The following is a 19,227-nucleotide window of genomic DNA, read 5'->3' on the forward strand; positions in this document are numbered from 1 at the left end:
CCGGACTCAGGTCGCGGCAGGCTCCGGATGCAGCTTGCTCCGCATGTAGTCGCGCACGGCGTCGGCCAGGTCGTCCCGCTCGAGCGCCATGTCGATCGTCGCCTGCACGAAGCCGAGCTTGTCGCCGACATCGTGGCGGCGGCCTTGGAACTTGTAGGCGTGCATCGGCAGCACGGAGTTCAGCTTCTGCAGGCTGTCCGTCAGCTGGATCTCGCCGCCCTTGCCGGGCTCGGCCCGCTCCAGCAGGCGGAACACGGCCGGGTCAAGCACATAGCGGCCGACGACCGCCCAGTTGGACGGCGCTTCTCCGGGTGCCGGCTTTTCGACCAGATTGCGGATGCGGGGGAACAGGCCGTCGCCTTCCAGATCGACGATGCCGTATTTATGCGTCTGCTCCCACGGCACCTCCATCACGGAGATGACCGAGGAGCCGGTGTCGCGGTAGTAGTTCATCATTTCTCCGAGGCAAGGCTGCTTGGAGCGCAGGATGTCGTCGCCGAGCAGCACCGCGAACGGCTCGCTGCCGATGAAGCTGCGCGCGCACAGCACCGCATGGCCAAGGCCGAGCGGCTCGCGCTGGCGCACGTAGACGATGTCGGCCAGCTTGGAGATGCCGCGCACGAGCTCCAGCATCTCCTCGTTGCCGCGCTCCTCCAGCTCGGCCTCCAGCTCCACGGACTTGTCGAAGTGATCCTCGATCGCCCGCTTGTTGCGTCCGCTCACGATCATGATGCTCTCGATGCCGGAGGCGACCGCCTCCTCGACAATGTATTGGATCGCCGGCTTGTCGATCAGCGGCATCATTTCCTTCGGCTGCGCCTTGGTCGCCGGAAGGAAGCGCGTGCCCAGCCCGCCGGCTGGAATAATGGCTTTGCGGATATGCGTCAAGGTTGTACCACTCCTTAAAAGATGTAAGATCGGACATGAGGCTAGCTCCGGCGGCCAGCTCCGGATCGATGAGCGGCTGGCCGGCATGGACCTGGTTCGCCGCTTGTGCCATAAGTTTACCAATTGTTGAAGGATCGCGCCAGCAGAGGTTAAAATGGCTGCGATGCTTGATGGTGGAAGATCCATGAAAAGAGAGGAGCGAGGCCTGTGCTTGTTACCGAAACGCTGCGCACGCTGAGGCGCGACGAGATGATCGACATTACCCGGCAAGTCCAGTCCCATGTCCAGGCCGCCGGCATCCGGAGCGGAGAAGTCCTGGTTTACTGTCCCCATACGACAGCTGGATTAACCATCCAGGAGAATGCCGACCCGGACGTGAAGCATGACATCCTGCTGCGCCTGGACGAGGTCTACCCGTGGGAGCACCCGCGCTATCGCCACGCCGAAGGCAATACGGCCGCCCACTTGAAGGCGCTCACGACGGGCACGAGCCAGCTCGTGCCGATCGAGGACGGACGCCTTTCGCTCGGGCGCTGGCAAGGCATCTACTTCTGCGAGTTCGACGGCCCCAGATCGCGCGAGTACCGCATCCGCATCACCGGCGACCGCTGAAACTTGCAGACTGCCGCCGGCGGCGAGATCGCGGATTGTCGCGGGCGGCAGGCCGGGCAGCCGGGACTTTCGCGCGACGGCGGGCGTCGAGATCGCGGATTGTCGCGGGCGGCAGGCAGACCATACGACTCGGCCTCGAGCCTGATCGCTGGCTGATTTCTGTTGCCAACGGATGGCCGCTTGCCTCGCTAACGACGCCTCAAAAGCTTAGACGTCCCTTATGGCGCCTCTCCCGAAAGCCAACGACTCCTCAGACGCTTAGACAGGACCTTGTCCCGTTTTTCGACACCGCGACGGCTTTTTGCTGCCGCTAAGCTTCTCACGAGTCGCAAGAATCTTATTTTGCACAAAAACAACCCTCTAACGATTTGAAGAGTCGTTGAGCATCGTCAGCTGCCCCGCATGGCGCATGAAGGCAGTCCGGACTCCTTCATCGATACCTTCCCTGCCCCTCATGGCGCACCAAGGCAGTCCCGACCCCTTCATCACTACCATCCCTGCCCCTCATGGCGCACCAAGGCAGTCCCGACTCCTTCATTACTACCTTCCCTGCCCCGCATGGCACACCAAGGCAGTCCCGACCCCTTCATCGATACCTTCCCAGCCCCGCATGGCGCATGAAGGCAGTCCGGATTCCTTCATCGATCCCCTTCCGCGTATGCTGTCGGCTTCCTCTTGCTGAGAACGCAAAAAGACCCGAGCGGGTCTTTTTGCGTTGATTCTCAGACGGAAGATAGCGGGCTCGGCGAGCTTTTTCGCAGACGCGCACGCGTGCGCAGCGCCCGATCCGCTGCCTGACGCTCCTCCCGTGCTTCTTCACGCGCGCGCAGCGCCCGTTCGGCTCGCCTGACGCTCGTCCTGCGCTTCTTCACGCGCGCGCAGCGTCCGTTCGGCTGCCCTGACGCTCCCTTCAGCGCACGCGCGACTCGGTCAGGCGGAACTGGCCGACCATCCCCTCCAGCTGGCCGGAGATCGCCTCGGCCTCGCCGGCGGTCGCCTGCACCTGCGCCATCCCCCGCTGCAGCTCCAGCATCTGCCGCTCCGCGTCGGCGCTGATCCGCCGATTGTGCTGGCTCACCTCCGCGATGCTCTCCATCAGCCGCGCGATCTCGCCGGCGACTTCGCCCTTGCGGCCGTCCCCCGAGGCGGCCGCCATGAGCATGGCGCCCGCCGCCTCGGCCAGCTGCCGGCCGGTCTCGACGGCGCGGCTGCCTTCGGCCATGGAGGCCGTCGCGCGCTCCGCCTCGCCGTGGATGCCTGCGATGATGGCGCGCACATGCTCGGTCGACTGCCTTGTCAGCTCCGACAGCTTGCGAATCTCGCCGGCGACGACCGCAAAGCCGCGGCCGCTCTCGCCCGCGCAGGCCGCCTCGATCGAGGCGTTCAGCGCCTCGACGCCTCCCGGCCCTGCCTCCTGCTCCAGCTGCTCCCGCAGCCGCTTCATATGGCCCCAGTACTCCTCCGCCCAATCCTGCAGCAGCGCCGCCCGAGTCGCCGCGATCCCCTCGAAGATTTCCTTCACGTCCTCCGTCCGCCCGCGGGTCAGGCGGCAGGATATCCACAGCGGCAGCCCTGTCCGCAAGCCGAGCCGTCCACCATGGCCTTCTCCCCCTCTTGTCCCTTCTATGTTCTCTCTCTGGTCCTACCGTTCGGATTGATTACCCTATCGGTCCCCTGACGCCTCCTTGAAAGGGAAGAGATACGCTTCTTCGAAAAGAATAATCGGTTCAAGGCGGATGAAGACCTTGACAATCCCGCTTATTTATAATAATTTTAATTTAATAAATAATATAAAAAACAACCCGAAAAGGAGCTGTCCTCTCATGACCATGACGAAAACGAACCCTGCCGAAACCGCCTCCGTCCACGCCGCGCTCAACCTGCAGCTGGCCAACTGGAGCGTCCTCTACGCCAAGCTCCAGCAGTACCACTGGCTGGTGAAAGGACCGCATTTCTTCACGTTGCATGCCAAATTCCAGGAGCTGTACGAGGATGCGGCGGCCCGTGTCGACGAGCTGGCCGAGCGCGTGCTGGCGACGGGCGGCCGCCCGCTCGCTACGATGCGCGAGTTCCTGGATGCGGCGACGCTGGAGGAAGGCTCCGGCGACGAATCCGCGATCGAGATGGTCCTCAACGTCGCCTCCGACTACCGGACGCTCGCGCAGGAGCTCGGCCATGCGATCGCAGACGCCGAGCATGCGGGCGACGGCGTGACCGCCGATCTGCTGCTCGGCATCCGCGAGAGCATCGAGAAGCACGCCTGGATGCTGGAGGCGTTCGCGTCCGCCTGATCGCCCCCTCCATACCTAGCGATCGCCAAAAAGGGCTGCCTTCGAACCGCCGGTCGAAACCGGCTTGCTCGAAGGCAGCCCTATTGCCGCGCGCCTAGACTTCCTCGCCTCCTGGCAGCCCGCGGACCGCCGCCACGACGAAGGCCGCCAAGTGCTCGGCGATCTCCTCGACCGACAGCCGCTCCACCTCCGGCACCCCGTTCATGTCGATCATGCTCGGATTCGCGAGCAGCGCGCCCATGACGAACAGCTGCGTCGCCTCGAGCGAGCGGAATCGAAAACGCCCCTCGGCCCGCCCGCGCTCAAGGCACTCCCGCAGGCGGACCTGGATGAGCGACTTGTGGGATTGGATGATCTCCCGGCGCGGGGAGCGGAGCGCCATCTCCTGCTGGATGATGGCGATGAGCTCGGGCTCGCGGCGGCGGAACAGCGTCATCTCCCGGACGAGAAGCCTCAGATCGGCCTCGGGATCGGGCCCCGGCTCCAGCGACTTGATGTCCCGATCGGGAAAGTATTCGTTGAAGATCGCGGCGAATACGCCGTCCTTGCCGCCGAAATGATAGGAGACAAGCGCCACGTTGGCGCAGGCCTCCTCGCAAATCTGGCGAATCGTCGTCTTCTCGAAGCCATGCTTCGCGAACAGCTTCTTGGCGGCCCGCAGCATGCGGACGCGCGCGTCTTCCTTCATCATGAAGCGCCTCCCGCCCGGACGGCCCGCCTCAGCGGACCGACGGCTCCGGCTGCGCCTGCGGCTGCTGGGCGGGACGCGCGGCAGGGAGCATTCCTTTCTTGAGCGCGACGGCCGCCAGGCTGACGACCAGCGCCGCAGCGCCGGTCAGCGCCAGCGCCAGCACGTCCGGACCGGCCGATGGGCCGCCGAACAGCAGGCTCATCATGCCTTCGACCGCGCGCGTCGCCGGCAGCCACTCGCCGATGCCATGGTAGAACGGCGGCAGCAGCTCCCTCGGCAGCATCGCGCCGGAGCTCACCAGCTGCATCGACAGCAGGATGATGTTGAGGAACATGCCGGCCATGCCGAGCACCTGCAGCACCATCTGGGCGACGAGCATGAAGCTGAGCAGGACGAGCAGCATGAACAGCCACACGCTCAGGAAGCCGCTCTCCATCTGGCCGCCCAGCGCGGTCAGCAAGCCGGCCGAGACGAGCGAGACGGCGAACGCGATGACGACCGTCAGCGATGTCTGCGCCCCGAAGCGCTGCCACTTCGTCGTCGAGTGGGCGATGGCGAGGCCGGACTGGAAGAAGTTCAGCGCCATAATCATCGCGCCCACCCAGGACGCCAGCACGAGCATCATCGGCACCATCTGGTTGTTCATGCCGTCTACGACGTGCATGGACTCCAGCTCCGCCTCGACCCGCTGCGCGAGGCTGCCTGCGGCGGCGGCCGCCGCCTCCTGCGGCATGCCTTGGGCGGCCAGCGCGCCCTGGATGCCCTGCGCGGCGGCGCGGGCATTGGCCTCGGCCGTAATCTGCGACGCGACCGAGCTCATGACGTTTTTAATCATGACCGGATTGGACTCGTTGAGCAGGTAATGCAGCGAAGCCTTGCCCTGCGGATCCGACACGCTCGCCGTGAAGTCCGCCGGGATGTGCACGACCATCTGCACCTCGCGCTCGTCGAGCTCCTGCCGCGCCGCCGCCAGGCTGTCCGCCTGCTCCATCCGGAACGGAAGCTGCTGCACGAGCTGCTGCGCCAGCTGGTCGCCCGCCTGGCGGTCCTCGCTTACGACGGCGATCGCCAGCTGGTCGATGCGGTCGCTCACGCCGCTGTAGCCGGTCATCCAGATGATCGAGAACACCACCTGCATGAGCAGCGCGGTGGCGATGCCCGCTTTGGTCGTCGGCCTTTGCAGGAAGGCCTTGAATGCCTGATTCATTTCTTCTATCCCCTATCCTTCGAATTAAACGGTTGTTTAAATCAACGGTTCCACTCTACGGGGATTTACTTCTGTTGTCAAATTCTTTTTTATGAAGCGTTTTCTTGCGCGCCACTCGTCCAGGAGGACGCAAATAAGCCGAAAAGCCGTCTACGGACGCCCGCAAACGGCTTTTCAAAAGGCTCCGCCTCTCGGGCGGCGCTACATGACGAACTTGGCCGGGCGCTTCGTATAGCGGTTGGCGTAGCTCGAGGCGCAGTAGGCCTCCGGCTTGACGCGCGGCACATAGCTCCCGATCGTCTCCACCCGGGCGATCATCTCCTGCACGTACAGCGCCGTCGGATTGAGACACGGCTCGGTGCCGGCATCGATGTCGATGAACGTGCGCAGCTCCGCGCCTTGGTAGACATGAGGCAGCAGCAACTCCTCCATGCGGGACACGACGCGGTGCTCCTCCAGATGGGCGGCCATCTCCTGCGACAGCGACGTCTCCAGCGCCAGCTTCTCGCGGATGGAATCCAGCTCGCGGCCGAGCACGTACGGCCGATAGCAGGCCCACGCTCCTCTGCCGAGCCGGTGCAGCACGAGCCCGGTGATGAATTTCGTATGGTTCGGGTGCACCTGGCAATCCGTCCCGATCGCGAAGTGATAGCTCGCCCGCGGATCCTCCGCGACAAAGCGCAGCAGGCGGTCGGCTACGTCTCCCACCGAAAGATGCTGCTCCTTGACGTTGTGGAACCGCAGCCGGTTGGCCCGGTCATGCGCCTCCGGCTTTCGTTTGAACTTCGTCACCAACTCACCGTCCTCGCTGCTCCTTGGGGCTTGATCCTCTTCGATCAGCTTATGCGCGGACGGGGACGGCTATGAACGAGGGAGCGGAGAGGGCCGACGGGCGGACGACGCGAAAAGGGCGAGAAAACGCCCGCGGCGCCATCAGCGACCGACGCGAAACGCCGGGGAGCCGCCGACCGCGCGCCAGCGAACACGAGAAGGGCGAGGCGGCGCGATGTGGCGGACGGGCGAACGGACGGCGCGAAAGGGCGAGGAAGCGACGACGGCCCGCCGACGACCGGCCGGCACGAATAGGAGGCCGCGAGCAGCCTCCCCGGTACAGACGGTCCGGACGGCTTCCTAGCGCCGCAGCCTGACCTGCAGCGAGCCCGCCGGATCGCCGTTCCAGAGCGCGGTCAGCGTCTCTCCGTCCAGCAGCGCCGCCACGCCGGCCGGCGTGCCGGTATAGATGACATCGCCCCGGCGCAGCCCGTAGCGGGAGCCGATATGCTCGGCCAGCACGTCCGGGTCGAAGATCATGTCCGCGGCGTTGCCGAGCTGGGCGACCTCCGCTCCTCGCAGCAGGGAGAAGTCCGCACTTCTCAGTCCCTCCAGGCCCGGATAGGGGAGCCACGGGCCGAGCGGCGACGAGCCGAGGAAGCCTTTGGCCGCCAGCCACGGATGGCCTTTGTCCTTGAGCCGGCTCTGCACATCGCGCAGCGTCAGGTCGAGACCGAGCGCCATCGCGTCGAACAGCTCGTCCGCCGTCACGCCCGGCTCCCAGTCCCGCCCTGCGCGCAGGACGATCTCCAGCTCGAAGTGCACCTCGCCCTCCATCCCCGGCAGCTCGACCTCGCGGCCGTCCATCGGGACGAGCGCATGGGTCGGCTTGGTGAACACCATCGGCGACTTCGGCACCTCGTTGCCGAGCTCGAGCGCATGCAGGCGATAGTTGCGCCCGATGCAGTAGATGTTGCGGATCGATTCCTGGCTGTAGTCTTGCAGGGATGGCGTCGTCATGGTCGGGTCAGCTCCTCGGCTTCGTTTTTTGGGCTTCGATCTGCTCGGACAGCTCGTTCAGGTACGTCCAGCGCTCCATCAGTTCCTCGAGGCGGGCCTCCAGCTCCGCCTGCTCGGCCATCAGCTGCTGCAGGCGCACGGAGTCGCTGCCGCTCTCGCCCATGCCTTCGTGCACGCGGGCGAGCTTGGCCTCGGCCTCCTCGATCCAGCCGTCGATCGCTTCGAAGTCCTTCTGCTCCTGGTAGGACATGCGCAGCTTCGGCTCGCGGCGGGCCGCTCCGGCTGCGGCGTCCGCCGCCTCGCCGGACGGCTGCGCGGATCCGCCGGACGGACGATCCCCTCCGGCAGCGCCGGAAGCGGCGGAAGCGCCTTTCCCGGCCGCTCCGGCTCCCGCTCCGCCTTGCCTCCCCGCGCCGGCTTGCTCCGGCTCGGAGAGGCTTCTTTTGCCGCGGCTCTCCTCGTACTCCGAGTAGTTGCCCGTATGCTCGACGATCGTGCCGCCGCCCTCGAAGGCGAAGATGCGCTCGACGGTGCGGTCGAGGAAGTAACGGTCATGGGAGACGACGAGCACGACGCCGGGGAAGTCCTCGAGGTAGTCCTCCAGCACGCCGAGCGTAGCGATGTCCAGGTCGTTGGTCGGCTCGTCGAGCAGCAGCACGTTCGGCGCTCCGCTCAGGATGCGCAGCAGCTGCAGGCGGCGCTTCTCGCCGCCCGACAGCTTGGCGATCGGCGACCACTGCATCGCCGGCGGGAACAGGAACCGCTCCAGCAGCTGGCCCGCCGAGATCGTCGTGCCGTCGGCCGTGCGCACCTGCTCGGCCTGCTCGCGGATGTACTCGATGACGCGCATCGACTCGTCCATCTCCTCATGCTCCTGGGAAAAGTACCCGATCCTCACCGTCGGCCCGAGCGACACCTCGCCGGCATCCGGCTCCAGGCGGCCGCCGATCAGCTTGAGCAGCGTCGACTTGCCGCTACCGTTGCGCCCGATGATGCCGACGCGGTCCTCCGGCACGGCGATATAGCTGAAGTCCTCGATCAGCGTGCGGTCGCCGTAGCGCTTCGCCACGCCGTCCAGCTCGACGATCTTGCGGCCGAGCCGCGACGAGGCGACGGACAGGTCGAGCTTGACGGACGCCTTGTCCGGCCCGGATGCCTTCAGCGCCTCGAAGCGCTCGATGCGCGCCTTCTGCTTGGTGGAGCGGGCCTTCGCGCCGCGCCGGATCCAGGCGAGCTCATTGCGCAGCAGGTTCTGCCGCTTGGCCTCGCTCGAGGCCTCGCGCTCCTCGCGCTCGAGCTTGAGCTCGAGGAAGCGGCTGTAGTTCGCCGTGTAGAAATACGCGCGCCCCCGGTCGAGCTCGACGACCCGGTTGCTCACCCGGTCGAGGAAGTAGCGGTCATGCGTCACCATGAGCAGCGCGCCGCGCCGCTTCTGGAGCATGCCTTCCAGCCAGGCGACCGACTCGTTGTCGATATGGTTGGTCGGCTCGTCGAGGATGAGCACGTCCGACGGCGACAGCAGCGCCGCCGCCATCGCCGCGCGCTTGCGCTGGCCTCCGGACAGCGTGCCGAGCCGGGCCTCGGGATCGCGCAGCCCGAGCTTGGACAGCGCCGTGCGGGCGTCGCTCTCGAGCTGCCAGGCGTCGTGCTCGTCCATCGCCGCATTGGCCCGCAGCAGCCGCTGCTGCAGCTCCTCGTGCTGCGGATCGAGCTCCAGCGCTTCCAGCGCGGCCGCGTATTCGCGCACCGCGCGCAGCTGCGGCGTATCGCCGCCGAGCACATGCTCCAGCACCGTCTCCTCCGGATCGAACTCCGGATTCTGCAGCAGCATGCGCACGCTCACGCGCGGCGGGATGACGACCTTGCCGGAGTCGGCCGGCTCGATGCCGGCGATCGCCTTGAGGAACGTCGACTTGCCCGTGCCGTTCACGCCGATGATGCCGATCTTGTCGCCTTCGGAGATACCGAAGCTGACGTCTTCGAACAGCTTCTTCTCTCCGTATGTCTTGGTCAGGTGCTCGATGGATAACAAATGCATGGCAGGCCTCTTTCCTCATTCCTTGTGGTCGCGGATCCGGTCCGAGAGGGGCCGGATGTTCGTCCTCCCATCATACCACAGGCGGCGCGGGGCGTTCATGATGCGTTCATGCGCGTCCTCTCCATCCGATGCCAACGACTGCTGAGACGCTTAAAACCGTTTTTTATCCGTCACCCGAAACGTAACGACGAGTCAGACGCTTAGATCCGCTTTTTGCAGGTTCCAGTCCATTTTTCAGCTCTTTTGCATGGCTAAGCTCCTGACGCGTCGTTCGATTTTGGAGCTGCCCCATTTGGGGCTCCTAACGATCTGATTCATCGTCAGCGGCCCTTCACGCCTCGACGGACCGGACTGGCGCGCGAATACGGCCCGCTTTTTTGTCGGCCGCCGCGAAGCGTGGTACACTATGGAGCATTCCGGCGGGCGCGTCCCGCCCAGGCTTCGGAGGGATCGATGTTTTCCTTTATCGTCACGAGCAAGCGGCTGCTTACCGCCTTTTTCCACGCCTTCAAGGACAAGGAGTTCCAAGGGCTGTTCTTCATCCTCGCCGTGACGCTGCTGTCCGGCACGATATTCTACCGGGGCGTCGAGGGGTGGCGTACGATCGACGCGCTCTACTTCTGCGTGACGACGCTCACGACGGTCGGCTCGAGCCTCGAGCCCGCGACCGACTTCGGCAAGGCGTTCACGATCGTCTATGTGTTCGCCGGCATCGGCATCATGCTCGGCTTCATCCGCATCCTGGCGAGCCATGTGCGCTTCGGGCGCAGCCGCCGCAAGGCCAAGGGCGACGACGCCCCTGCGGCGGACGGTCCCGATGCTTGACGGCGCGAGCCGTTCGCATGGCAAAAAGCTCGCCCCGTGAACCGTTCACGGGGCGAGCTTTTTGGTGTGCTTCAAAAAATGCCGCAACGAGAGCAGCGATGAAAATCAGCTCCTGCCGTGAAAAACAAACGAGCGGGAAGCCTCCGTCGCCGGCTCGAAGGTCCAATCTCCGTAAGCTTGGATGGCCGAGAATCCGGCTTGTCGGAGCGATGCAAGGATTTCCTCATAGGTGCGGAAGATCAGCTTCATCTGCTCCTGGTGAAGAACCTCGCCGGTGCGCGCGTTCATTACCGTTTCATAGAACGTATAGACGTTGTCCGCGAATCCCTCGCCGTCCGTCCAAATTTCCAGAGGATCGCCGTTTCTCGGATCTGTCGCTCGGTCCGGGGAACGATCCGCTTCCCACTTCTCCCACGCTTTCGCTTTCGGATTCCGGGCATCGAAGATGAAGTGTCCGCCCGGCTTCAAGGACCGATAGGCGTCCGACACGACGCGCTGCCAGCTTGAATCGGTCAGGAACACTTGCGCGACGTTCGCCGTCATGATGACCGCATCGAAGCGGCCGGGCTGCAGCAAGGCGCTGTCGCCTAGCATCCATGTAATGGAGCCGTCTTTTTTCCGAGCCTGCTCGATCGCTTTTTCGTGCGGGTCGATCCCCGTGACGCGATAGCCAGCCTCTGCAAAATGCGTCGTGAGCCGGCCCGTGCCGCAGCCTAAGTCCGCGAGCTCTCTGACCTCCGCCTTTTCCAGCAAGGCCAGGAAGAAGTCGTCGTCCTCGCCCCAGCGATTGAGCTGGTCATACACCAAGGGAATCATAAGCGCCTCGCCTCCTTACCGCTTCGGGAAATGTTCAAAAAGAACGGACGCCGATCCTCATCGACGTCCGTTCTTTATCTTTCTACCGTCCGATCAGCGCTTGCCGGTCATCTTCTCCGGACGCACCCACTCGTCGAACTGCTCGGAGGTGAGCAGGCCGCTCTTGACCGCGCTCTCTTTGAGCGTCGTGCCGTCCTTGTGCGCCTGCTTGGCGATCTTGGCGGCGTTCTCGTAGCCGATATGCGGGTTGAGCGCCGTCACCAGCATGAGCGACTGGTCGAGGTTGCGCTGCAGCGTCTCGCGGTTCGGCTCGATGCCCACGGCGCAATGCTCGTTGAACGACAGCATCGAGTCGGACAGCAGCACGACGGATTGCAGGAAGTTGTAGGCGATGACCGGCTTGAACACGTTCAGCTCGAAGTTGCCCTGGCTGGCCGCGAAGCCGATCGCCGCGTCGTTGCCCATGACCTGGCAGGCGACCATCGTGATCGCTTCCGCCTGGGTCGGGTTGACCTTGCCCGGCATGATGGAGCTGCCCGGCTCGTTCTCGGGAATCGTGATCTCGCCGATGCCGCTGCGCGGGCCGCTCGCCAGCCAGCGCACGTCGTTGGCGATCTTCATCAGATCGGCCGCGAGGCCTTTGATCGCGCCATGCACCCAGACGATCTGGTCATGCGACGTGAGCGAGTGGAACTTGTTGGAGGCGGTGACGAAGTTGTGGCCCGTGATCTCGGCCACCTCGGCCGCGACCTGCACCGCATAGTCCGGGTGGGCGTTGATGCCCGTGCCGACCGCCGTGCCGCCGAGCGCCAGCTCGCGGATCGCGTCGGTGCTGCTCGTCAGCATCCAGCTGGACTTCTCCAGCATCGCTTCCCAGCCGCTGATCTCCTGGCCGAGCGTGATCGGCGTCGCGTCCTGCAGATGCGTGCGGCCGATCTTGACGATGTCGTCGAACTGCACGCTCTTGTCGTGCAGCGTCGCCTTCAGCGTCTCGAGCGCAGGGAGCAGGCGCGTCTGCACGGCGATGACCGCCGCGATGTGCATCGCCGCCGGGAACGTGTCGTTGGAGCTCTGGGAACGGTTGACGTCGTCGTTCGGATGGATGCGCGCGGACGAGCCTGCTTCCTCGAGCAGCTGGTTCGCGCGGCGGGCGATGACCTCGTTGCAGTTCATGTTCGTCTGCGTGCCGCTGCCGGTCTGCCAGACGACGAGCGGGAACTCTTCGTCATGCTTGCCGGCGAGAATCTCGTCGGACGCGCGGCAGATCGCCTCGGCCTTTTCCGGCTCCAGCACGCCGAGCTTGGCGTTCGCCTGCGCGGACGCCTTCTTGACGATCGTCATCGCCTTGACGATCTCGAGCGGCATCTTCTCCCAGCCGATCTTGAAGTTCTGGCGGCTGCGCTGCGTCTGCGCGCCCCACAGCTTGTCCGCCGGAACCTTGATCTCGCCCATCGTATCCTTTTCAATCCGATATTCCGTCATTCGTTTCTCCGCCTCCTTGGACTCGTTGAACCGCTTTCTTATTTCTATGCCGTATCCATTTTAACGGAAAAGACGGCCCTCCGCCACCGGCGGGAGCCGTCCTTGCCCGAATGAGCCCTCACTCCGCCTTGGCGTCGCGATAGGCCTGCACGTACGCCTGCGCTTGCCGCTCGATCGACGAGAAGTCGCCCGTCCGGACCGCTTCCTTGGTCAGGTCGCCGCCGATGCCGACCGCCACCGCTCCGGCCTTGACCCACTCGCGCAGGTTGCCCAGCGACACCCCGCCGGTCGGCATGACGTTCGCCTGCGGCAGCGGCCCCTTGATCGCCGAGATGACGCTCGGCTCGTAGACGCTGCCCGGGAACAGCTTGACGATGTCGACGCCGAGCTCGAGCGCGCTCTGGATCTCGTGGATCGTCATCGTGCCCGGCATGATCGGCACCGCGTAGCGGTTGCAGAGCTTGATCGTGTCCGGATTGAACGCCGGGGCGACGACGAACTCCGCTCCGGCGAGAATCGCCGCGCGCGCCGTCTCCGGATCGAGCACCGTGCCGACGCCGATGATCGCGTACTTGTCCGAGTCGGGATCGGCCTGGCTGGAATACTCCGACGCCAGCTGCTCGATCGCGCGCAGCGCGCCCGGCACCGTCATCGTGATCTCGATCGCCTTGATGCCGCCCTTGACCGCATGGCGCGCCATGCGGACGACCTCCTCGGCGGAGTCGGCCCGCAGCACCGCCACGACGCCCGCTTCCGCGACCGCTCCGGTCACTCTCAACTTGTTCAGCATTCGACCATTCCCTCCCTATGATAACCGGGATCATTGTCTCATCCGTCCCGTCCGATCGTCAACCCGCTTATCCACAATCGGCCGTGCCGCCCTTTCTCCACAAGCTCTCTCAAGAGGTTATCCACATGGGGAAAAGCAACCCGAAAAAAAGCCGCTCCCGCCCGCATGGAAGCGCGCGCACGGAGAGGCTTTCTTTTATCCCGAATCGATTGTGGATACTGTGGATAGAAAATGTGGGTATGTGGACAACTCAGGGGATAACCGCATGGCCCGCCGCGCTTTGCAAGCAGGTGAGGATCATCGGCCCCTGCTCCGTCACCGCGATCGTATGCTCGTATTGGGCCGACCAGGAGCGGTCGCGCGTGCGCGCCGTCCAACCGTCGCGGTCGATCCACACCTTGCCGTCGCCGGCCACGAGGATCGGCTCGACGGTGAGCACCATGCCGGGCTCGAGCCGCGCGCCGCTGCCTGCGATGCCTGTGTGGCCGACCTCCGGCCCCTCGTGGATGGAACGGCCGATGCCGTGGCCGGCGAACGCCGACACGACCGAGCAGCCGTGCGCTCGCGCTTCCTGGACGATCGCCGCGCCGATATCGCCGATCCTCCGTCCGGCCCGGCACTCGGCGACGCCGCGCAGCATCGCCCGCCGGGCCGCCTCCATCAGGCGCGCGGCCGCCGGCTGAGGCTTGCCGATCGAATACGTCCAGGCCGAATCGGCTTTCCAGCCGTCGACGTCGGCCACCATGTCGATCGTGACGAGGTCTCCCTCCTGCAGCGGGATCGAGTCCGGAAAGCCGTGGCAGACGACCTCGTTGACCGACGCGCATGTCGCGAACGGATAGCCGCAATAGCCCTTCTGCGCCGGCTTGGCTCCGCGCTCGGCCATCAGCCTTTCGACGAAGCGGTCGATCTCCAGCGTCGTCACGCCCGGAGCGATCCTTCGGCGCAGCTCGTCATGGCACTCGGCCACGACCTGTCCGGCTCTGCGGATGCAGCCGATTTCCTCTTCCGATTTCCATTCCGCCATCCGGCGCCACCCCCGCTTCCTCCAGCTTGCTGTATCTTATTCGGGAGAAGCGCAAAAAAAGACCCGCGCCTTCCGCAAGCGGGAGGGGCGGGCCGGTATAGGACATTCATCGTCGATCAGCTGACGGAAGACTTCATTCTGCCCATTTCATGCTCCACCAGAGAGGTCAATTCATCCTCATAGCCGCCGGTGATGCGATATTTGCGGATGTAGTCCTTGACGAACTTGCGCGGATCCTTGGGCTGAAAAATTCTCGTGAGTTCCTTGAGGCTTTCCTTGACTTCATTCTGGCTGTGCTTGGCCATGAAATCTCCTCCTCTTACAGTGGATGGTCAGTCCGAAACATCCCAATCGAGAAAACAGCGGCCTCCGGCCGCTCCCCTACGCTGCAGGCACTCCACGGCAGATGAGTGAATGTTTTTATTTTTCACACTATTATAGCACTTGATGCATGGATAGGAAATAAAATTCCAATCAATCCTCCGAATGTCCCGGCGGATCGTTCGGATCGGACCGGCGTTCCGGCGCCGATCGCGGAGGATTCTCCCCGGCTTGACCGCCGGAATGATCCTGCTGCTGGCGAGTATAGAGACGCAGATAGGCGATCACGACGACGATGGCGACCAGCACTCCGAATCCGAGGGTAACCGCCGTCACCCATCCCTTGACCACCATCCGCGCCGCCTCCCTTCGCTTCTCCAGCAACTCCCATCCAGAGAAGTATAGCGTATCGGAAGAGGCGCTTACAACCGTCCGGCTTCCTTCCATTCCCCCTGTCCAGGCCCGCATGCGGGCGGCTCGATCTCCGTCCTCCTTCGGTTTATCGGCGGAAACGGACATGCTTTTCAGGCCATTACCCGAACTGGCGGTCCCTGAAACAAGCTTGTTCGCCGCTCCTCCCGGCGGCTATCCCCAGTGTATGAGCGCCGACGCCAAAAAAAACCGGAGAGTCTTTCTCTCCGGCTTGTCTCTTGGCATCGTTCGAGCCTGCTCCTGGGCGTCATCTTGCGGCTGCCGCCGGCAGCCGGGCAGGCAAGGCTGAGACGGCTGCCCCTCAGCCCGCCTGCCCCTGCTCGCCCGCGCCTGCGTCGGCCTGCAGCAGCGGCAGGCCGACGTGGCCGACCGTGCCTTTGCCCATCTCGCTCTCGTAGTAGAGCTTGCCGTGATGGTTCTCGACGATCTTGTATGTCATGACGAGGCCGAGGCCCGTGCCCTTCGCCTTGGTCGAGAAGAACGGCTCGCCGAGCTTGGCCAGCTTCTCCTGCGGGATGCCGCCTCCCTCGTCGATGACGCGCGTCCAGATCATGCCTCCCTCGCCGGCCTCCGTCTCCACGCGGATCACGCCGCCGGCCCCCATCGCCTCGATGCCGTTCTTGATGAGGTTGATGAACACCTGCTTGAGCTGATTGGCGACGCCGAGCACGTACAGCTCCTCCTCCGGCAGCTCCAGCACGAGCTGCACGTTGCTCATGATCGCCTGCGCCTCGATGAGCATGATGACGTCGCGCAGCACCGCGCCGAGCGAGACGGCGTGGAAGTCGACCGCCTGCGGCTTGGACAGCACGAGCAGCTCGCTGACGATCTGCTCGATCCGCTCGAGCTCCATCGCCATGATCGAGATGTAGTTGCGGCGGTTGTCCTCCTGCATCAGCTTGGTGAAGCCCTTGAGCGACGTGAGCGGATTGCGGATCTCGTGCGCGATGCCCGCGGCGAGCTGGCCGACGGCGCCGAGCATCTCCGACTTGCGCAGCATCTCCTCCGTCTCCTTGCGGTCGGTGATGTTCTCGGACAACTTCATGTAATGGATGACCTCGCCGCGCTTGACGATCGGGAGGAACTTGGCCTGCTCCCAATAGAGCTCCCCGTCCGTGCGGCGGCCGGCGAGCTCTCCCTCCCAGACCTCGCCCTCCTGCAGGCGCGACCAGATGTCGGAAAACGCGACTCCGCTCGCCTGCCAGTCGTCGAGCTCCTCCAGATGCCGGCTCTGCACGCCCTCCGGCGTATCGCCGGCCAGCTCCAGGTACGGGGTGTTGGCGTAGACGACCTTGCCGCCGAGATCGGAGATGACCATCAGGCTCGGGCTCTGCTCGATGGCGTAGGAGAGCCGGAGCAGCTCCTCGTTCATCTCCTTGAGCTCGGTGATGTCGACGAGCGTGATGATGACGCCTTTGGTCAGATGCTCCAGCGTCCGGTACGGCATCATGCGCATCTTGTACCATTTGCCGCCGCGGCTCTTGATCTCCTTCTCCAGGGAGCGCAGCGACTGCAGCACGCGGGAGGCGTCCTCGATGAAGCCGTCATAGTAGAACTGATGGGAGATGTGGTGAAACGGCCGCCCGATGTCGACGTCGAGCAGGTTGATCTCCTTGGTCACCGCGGGGGTGAAGCGCCGGATGCAGAACTGCGTGTCGAGGAAGATCGTGCCGATCTTCGTGCTGACGAGGAACAGGTCCATGTCGTTGTTGAGCTCGGTCAGCTCCTGGATCTTGAACTGGTATTCCGAGTTGATCGTGACGAGCTCCTCGTTGACCGCCTGCAGCTCCTCGTTGGTGCTCTGCAGCTCCTCGTTCGAGGCGATGAGCTCCTCGTTGGTGCTCTGCAGCTCTTCGTTGGACGCCTCCAGCTCCTCGATCGCCGTCTGGAGCTTGTCCTCCGTCATCCGCAGCTGCTGCTCGAGCCATACCATCTGACGCCGCACGCTCTCGTCCAGATCGATTCGCTTGCCGCCCTCCTCGACCGGATCGTCCGATTTCTGGAAAATGACGAGGCTGTACGAGCTGAACGCCGAGGCGGAGCGCGTGAAGGGGCGGACGACGACGTGCACGAGCTCCTGCCCATGCGGCGTCCGGATGACGAGATCGCGGAACCGCACTTCCTCTATGCGGTCCGTCCGGATCTGCTGCAGCGCCGTCACGATCGAGATGGCGAGCGCGGGATCGAGGATCTTGTGCAGGTTCCAGGACGGCTTGCCCTCCGTCGGCGAGAGGAACGGCTGGATATTTCCCGTCACGTGCTGCACCTCCAGATGCTCGTCGATCAGCAGCGAGGGCAGCATGTGCTCGTTGACGTACGTGCTGTAGAAATGGTTCTGGCGCCGGTTCTCCTGGATGTCCGAGCCCATCGACGCCCGGCGGCGATCCCGGCCGTCCGCTCCGGCGTTCACGCTGCGGCCGCCTTCGAGCAGCATTTGCGGCGCCGCCGACAGCTTCCGCGATTTCTGCTTTTGCTTGAAGATGTTCCACTTGCTGCTCGTCGTCTCGAACAGATGGTCCAGCCGGCCGATCGTCTCGCTCGGGCCGAGGAACAAATATCCGCCCGACGCCAGCGCGAAGTTGAACAGGGACAGCACCTTCTGCTGCATTTCCGGCTGCAGGTAGATGAGCATGTTGCGACAGGTGATGAGGTCGAGGTTGCTGAACGGCGGATCCTTGGTCAGATTATGCGGAGCGAAGACGATCATGCGGCGCAGCTCGCGCGTCACCTGGTACGTATCGCCGTGGCGGACGAAAAATCGCTCCAGCCGCTCCTGGCCGACCGTCGACTCGATCGTCAGAGGATAAACGCCGTGATTGGCGTAATCGATCGACTGCTTGTCGACGTCCGTGGCGAAGATGCGGACGTGGACGCGGTCCGCCAGCCCCTCGGCGGCGAGCGCTTCCGCAACGAGCATGCCGATCGAGTAGGCTTCTTCGCCGGTCGAGCAGCCTGCGGTCCAGATGCGCAGCTCGGGCGAGGCGGCCCCCGCCTTTTGCCGCAGCAGCTTGGGCAGTACCGCATCCCGAATGACATGGAACGCCTCCGTGTCGCGGAAGAAATGCGTCACGTGGATGAGCAGGTCCTGGCGAAGCTCGTAAATCTCGTCCGGCTCGTCGCGGATGCGCTCGGCGTAGTCCTCGAGCGACGAGCAGCCGATTTCCGCCATCCGCTTCTCCATCCGGCGGAGCAGGCTGTTCCGCTTGTAGAAGCTGAAGTCGATGTTCGTCCGCTCTCTCACCTTTTCGAGAATGAGCGCGACAGCGGCCTCGGACTTGTCCCCTTCGCCGCTCTTGGATGAGAACACGTGCGTGACGCTCGGCACGAGCGAATGGGGCAGGCGGAGCTTGGCCGCGATCTTCTCCGGAGCGAGCACGTAGTCCACGTAGCCCGTCTCGATCGCGCTGCTCGGCATGCCGTCGAACTTGGCCGTCTCGCCGTTCTGGGCGAACACGACGCCCCCCGCGCGCTTGATCGTCGAGATGCCGCGCGTGCCGTCCGTGCCCGTGCCCGAGAGCACGACCGCGATCGCTTGCGAGGCGGAGTCCGATGCCAGCGAGTAGAAGAAATGGTCGATCGGATAGTGGATCTCGTCGGGATGGGGCTCCGCCAGCCACAAATGGCCCCGGCGCAGCTTCATCGTCTTGCGCGGCGGAATCAGATAGATCGTATTGGGCTCGACCTCCATGCCGTCCCGCACGACATGGATGGTCATCGGCGTATACAGAGACAGGATTTCATTCATCAGGCTCTTATGGTCGGGCGACAGATGCTGGATGACGACAAAAGCGAGTCCGCTCTCGGGGCTGACGTGCTGAAAGAAGCTTTTGAGGCCTTCCAGTCCTCCTGCCGAAGCTCCGATGCCTACGACACGGACCGAATCGCCGACCTTCGCCATCGTTGCCTCCTGAGCCGGCTCGGGGTTGATACGCGACACTCGCTGTCCCTCCTCGTTCCCGTTCTGCAGCTGGACGTCCTTTTTCCACATGGACTGGGAAACACTCACAGAAGGGATA

The 19,227-nt window shown here is 64.3% G+C and carries 17 protein-coding genes and 2 pseudogenes; 3 read left to right on the forward strand and 16 right to left on the reverse strand.

Going from position 1 to position 19,227, the window contains the following annotated elements; all coding sequences use genetic code 11:
• Positions 1 to 6: 6 nt before the first annotated feature.
• Positions 7 to 888, reverse strand: coding sequence for a UTP--glucose-1-phosphate uridylyltransferase GalU (gene galU / locus HGI30_RS20480; RefSeq protein ID WP_206109961.1), 882 nt, complete (start codon positions 886 to 888; stop codon positions 7 to 9).
• Positions 889 to 1,095: 207 nt separating this feature from the next.
• Between galU and HGI30_RS20485 the strand changes: the two genes are divergently transcribed.
• A complete protein-coding gene (locus tag HGI30_RS20485; RefSeq protein WP_168909208.1) occupies positions 1,096 to 1,500 on the forward strand; it encodes a secondary thiamine-phosphate synthase enzyme YjbQ in 405 nt (134 codons plus the stop codon).
• A gap of 910 nt (positions 1,501 to 2,410) precedes the next feature.
• Here the strand turns inward: HGI30_RS20485 and HGI30_RS20490 are convergent.
• Complete coding sequence (locus tag HGI30_RS20490; protein WP_168909209.1) at positions 2,411 to 3,082, reverse strand: methyl-accepting chemotaxis protein; 672 nt, start codon at positions 3,080 to 3,082, stop codon at positions 2,411 to 2,413.
• A 241-nt stretch (positions 3,083 to 3,323) separates the two neighbouring features.
• Between HGI30_RS20490 and HGI30_RS20495 the strand changes: the two genes are divergently transcribed.
• Positions 3,324 to 3,791 carry a Dps family protein gene (locus tag HGI30_RS20495; protein WP_235680220.1) on the forward strand — a complete coding sequence of 156 codons (468 nt, stop codon included), beginning with the start codon at positions 3,324 to 3,326 and terminating at the stop codon, positions 3,789 to 3,791.
• 94 nt (positions 3,792 to 3,885) lie between these two features.
• Here the strand turns inward: HGI30_RS20495 and HGI30_RS20500 are convergent, their stop codons facing one another.
• The 7 genes and pseudogenes from HGI30_RS20500 to HGI30_RS23710 form a co-directional block, all read right to left on the reverse strand.
• Entirely contained in the window at positions 3,886 to 4,482 is a 597-nt protein-coding gene (locus HGI30_RS20500; RefSeq protein WP_168909210.1) for a TetR/AcrR family transcriptional regulator, read from the reverse strand.
• 28 nt (positions 4,483 to 4,510) lie between these two features.
• Positions 4,511 to 5,689 (reverse strand): YhgE/Pip domain-containing protein, encoded by a 1,179-nt coding sequence (locus HGI30_RS20505; RefSeq protein ID WP_168909211.1) that lies wholly within the window; start codon positions 5,687 to 5,689, stop codon positions 4,511 to 4,513.
• Positions 5,690 to 5,890: 201 nt separating this feature from the next.
• Positions 5,891 to 6,481, reverse strand: a complete 591-nt coding sequence (locus tag HGI30_RS20510) for a ribonuclease H-like YkuK family protein (protein WP_168909212.1) — start codon at positions 6,479 to 6,481, stop codon at positions 5,891 to 5,893.
• A 339-nt stretch (positions 6,482 to 6,820) separates the two neighbouring features.
• On the reverse strand, positions 6,821 to 7,480 hold the full coding sequence (locus HGI30_RS20515; protein WP_168909213.1) for a fumarylacetoacetate hydrolase family protein: 660 nt from the start codon (positions 7,478 to 7,480) through the stop codon (positions 6,821 to 6,823).
• A 7-nt stretch (positions 7,481 to 7,487) separates the two neighbouring features.
• On the reverse strand, positions 7,488 to 7,730 hold the full coding sequence (locus HGI30_RS23700) for an ABC transporter C-terminal domain-containing protein (protein ID WP_407945048.1): 243 nt from the start codon (positions 7,728 to 7,730) through the stop codon (positions 7,488 to 7,490).
• A gap of 393 nt (positions 7,731 to 8,123) precedes the next feature.
• A pseudogene (locus tag HGI30_RS23705) lies at positions 8,124 to 8,486 on the reverse strand (ATP-binding cassette domain-containing protein); the annotation flags it as partial.
• Positions 8,487 to 8,636: 150 nt separating this feature from the next.
• A pseudogene (locus tag HGI30_RS23710) lies at positions 8,637 to 9,518 on the reverse strand (ABC-F family ATP-binding cassette domain-containing protein); the annotation flags it as partial.
• A 453-nt stretch (positions 9,519 to 9,971) separates the two neighbouring features.
• Here HGI30_RS23710 and HGI30_RS20525 point away from each other — a divergent pair.
• The gene (locus HGI30_RS20525) at positions 9,972 to 10,343 is read left to right on the forward strand and encodes a potassium channel family protein (RefSeq protein WP_168909215.1); all 372 of its coding nucleotides are present in this window, start codon (positions 9,972 to 9,974) and stop codon (positions 10,341 to 10,343) included.
• Between the two features lie 105 nt (positions 10,344 to 10,448).
• Here HGI30_RS20525 and HGI30_RS20530 read toward each other — a convergent pair whose 3' ends face one another.
• From HGI30_RS20530 to HGI30_RS20560, 7 genes are all read right to left on the reverse strand, one after another.
• Positions 10,449 to 11,159, reverse strand: a complete 711-nt coding sequence (locus HGI30_RS20530) for a class I SAM-dependent DNA methyltransferase (protein ID WP_168909216.1) — start codon at positions 11,157 to 11,159, stop codon at positions 10,449 to 10,451.
• A 93-nt stretch (positions 11,160 to 11,252) separates the two neighbouring features.
• Positions 11,253 to 12,641: a class II fumarate hydratase gene (gene fumC / locus HGI30_RS20535; protein ID WP_168909217.1), complete on the reverse strand. Its 1,389-nt coding sequence runs from the start codon at positions 12,639 to 12,641 to the stop codon at positions 11,253 to 11,255.
• Between the two features lie 118 nt (positions 12,642 to 12,759).
• Positions 12,760 to 13,431, reverse strand: a complete 672-nt coding sequence (locus HGI30_RS20540; RefSeq protein WP_168909218.1) for a bifunctional 2-keto-4-hydroxyglutarate aldolase/2-keto-3-deoxy-6-phosphogluconate aldolase — start codon at positions 13,429 to 13,431, stop codon at positions 12,760 to 12,762.
• A 250-nt stretch (positions 13,432 to 13,681) separates the two neighbouring features.
• The gene (map, locus tag HGI30_RS20545) at positions 13,682 to 14,458 is read right to left on the reverse strand and encodes a type I methionyl aminopeptidase (protein WP_168909219.1); all 777 of its coding nucleotides are present in this window, start codon (positions 14,456 to 14,458) and stop codon (positions 13,682 to 13,684) included.
• Positions 14,459 to 14,574: 116 nt separating this feature from the next.
• The gene (locus HGI30_RS20550) at positions 14,575 to 14,763 is read right to left on the reverse strand and encodes a hypothetical protein (protein WP_028598583.1); all 189 of its coding nucleotides are present in this window, start codon (positions 14,761 to 14,763) and stop codon (positions 14,575 to 14,577) included.
• Positions 14,764 to 14,932: 169 nt separating this feature from the next.
• Positions 14,933 to 15,133 (reverse strand): hypothetical protein, encoded by a 201-nt coding sequence (locus tag HGI30_RS20555; protein ID WP_168909220.1) that lies wholly within the window; start codon positions 15,131 to 15,133, stop codon positions 14,933 to 14,935.
• 379 nt (positions 15,134 to 15,512) lie between these two features.
• Entirely contained in the window at positions 15,513 to 19,148 is a 3,636-nt protein-coding gene (locus HGI30_RS20560) for a chemotaxis protein CheB (protein WP_235680221.1), read from the reverse strand.
• Between the last annotated feature and the right edge of the window lie 79 nt (positions 19,149 to 19,227).

It is taken from the genome of Paenibacillus albicereus (genome assembly GCF_012676905.1).
GTDB classification, from domain to species: domain Bacteria; phylum Bacillota; class Bacilli; order Paenibacillales; family Paenibacillaceae; genus Paenibacillus_O; species Paenibacillus_O albicereus.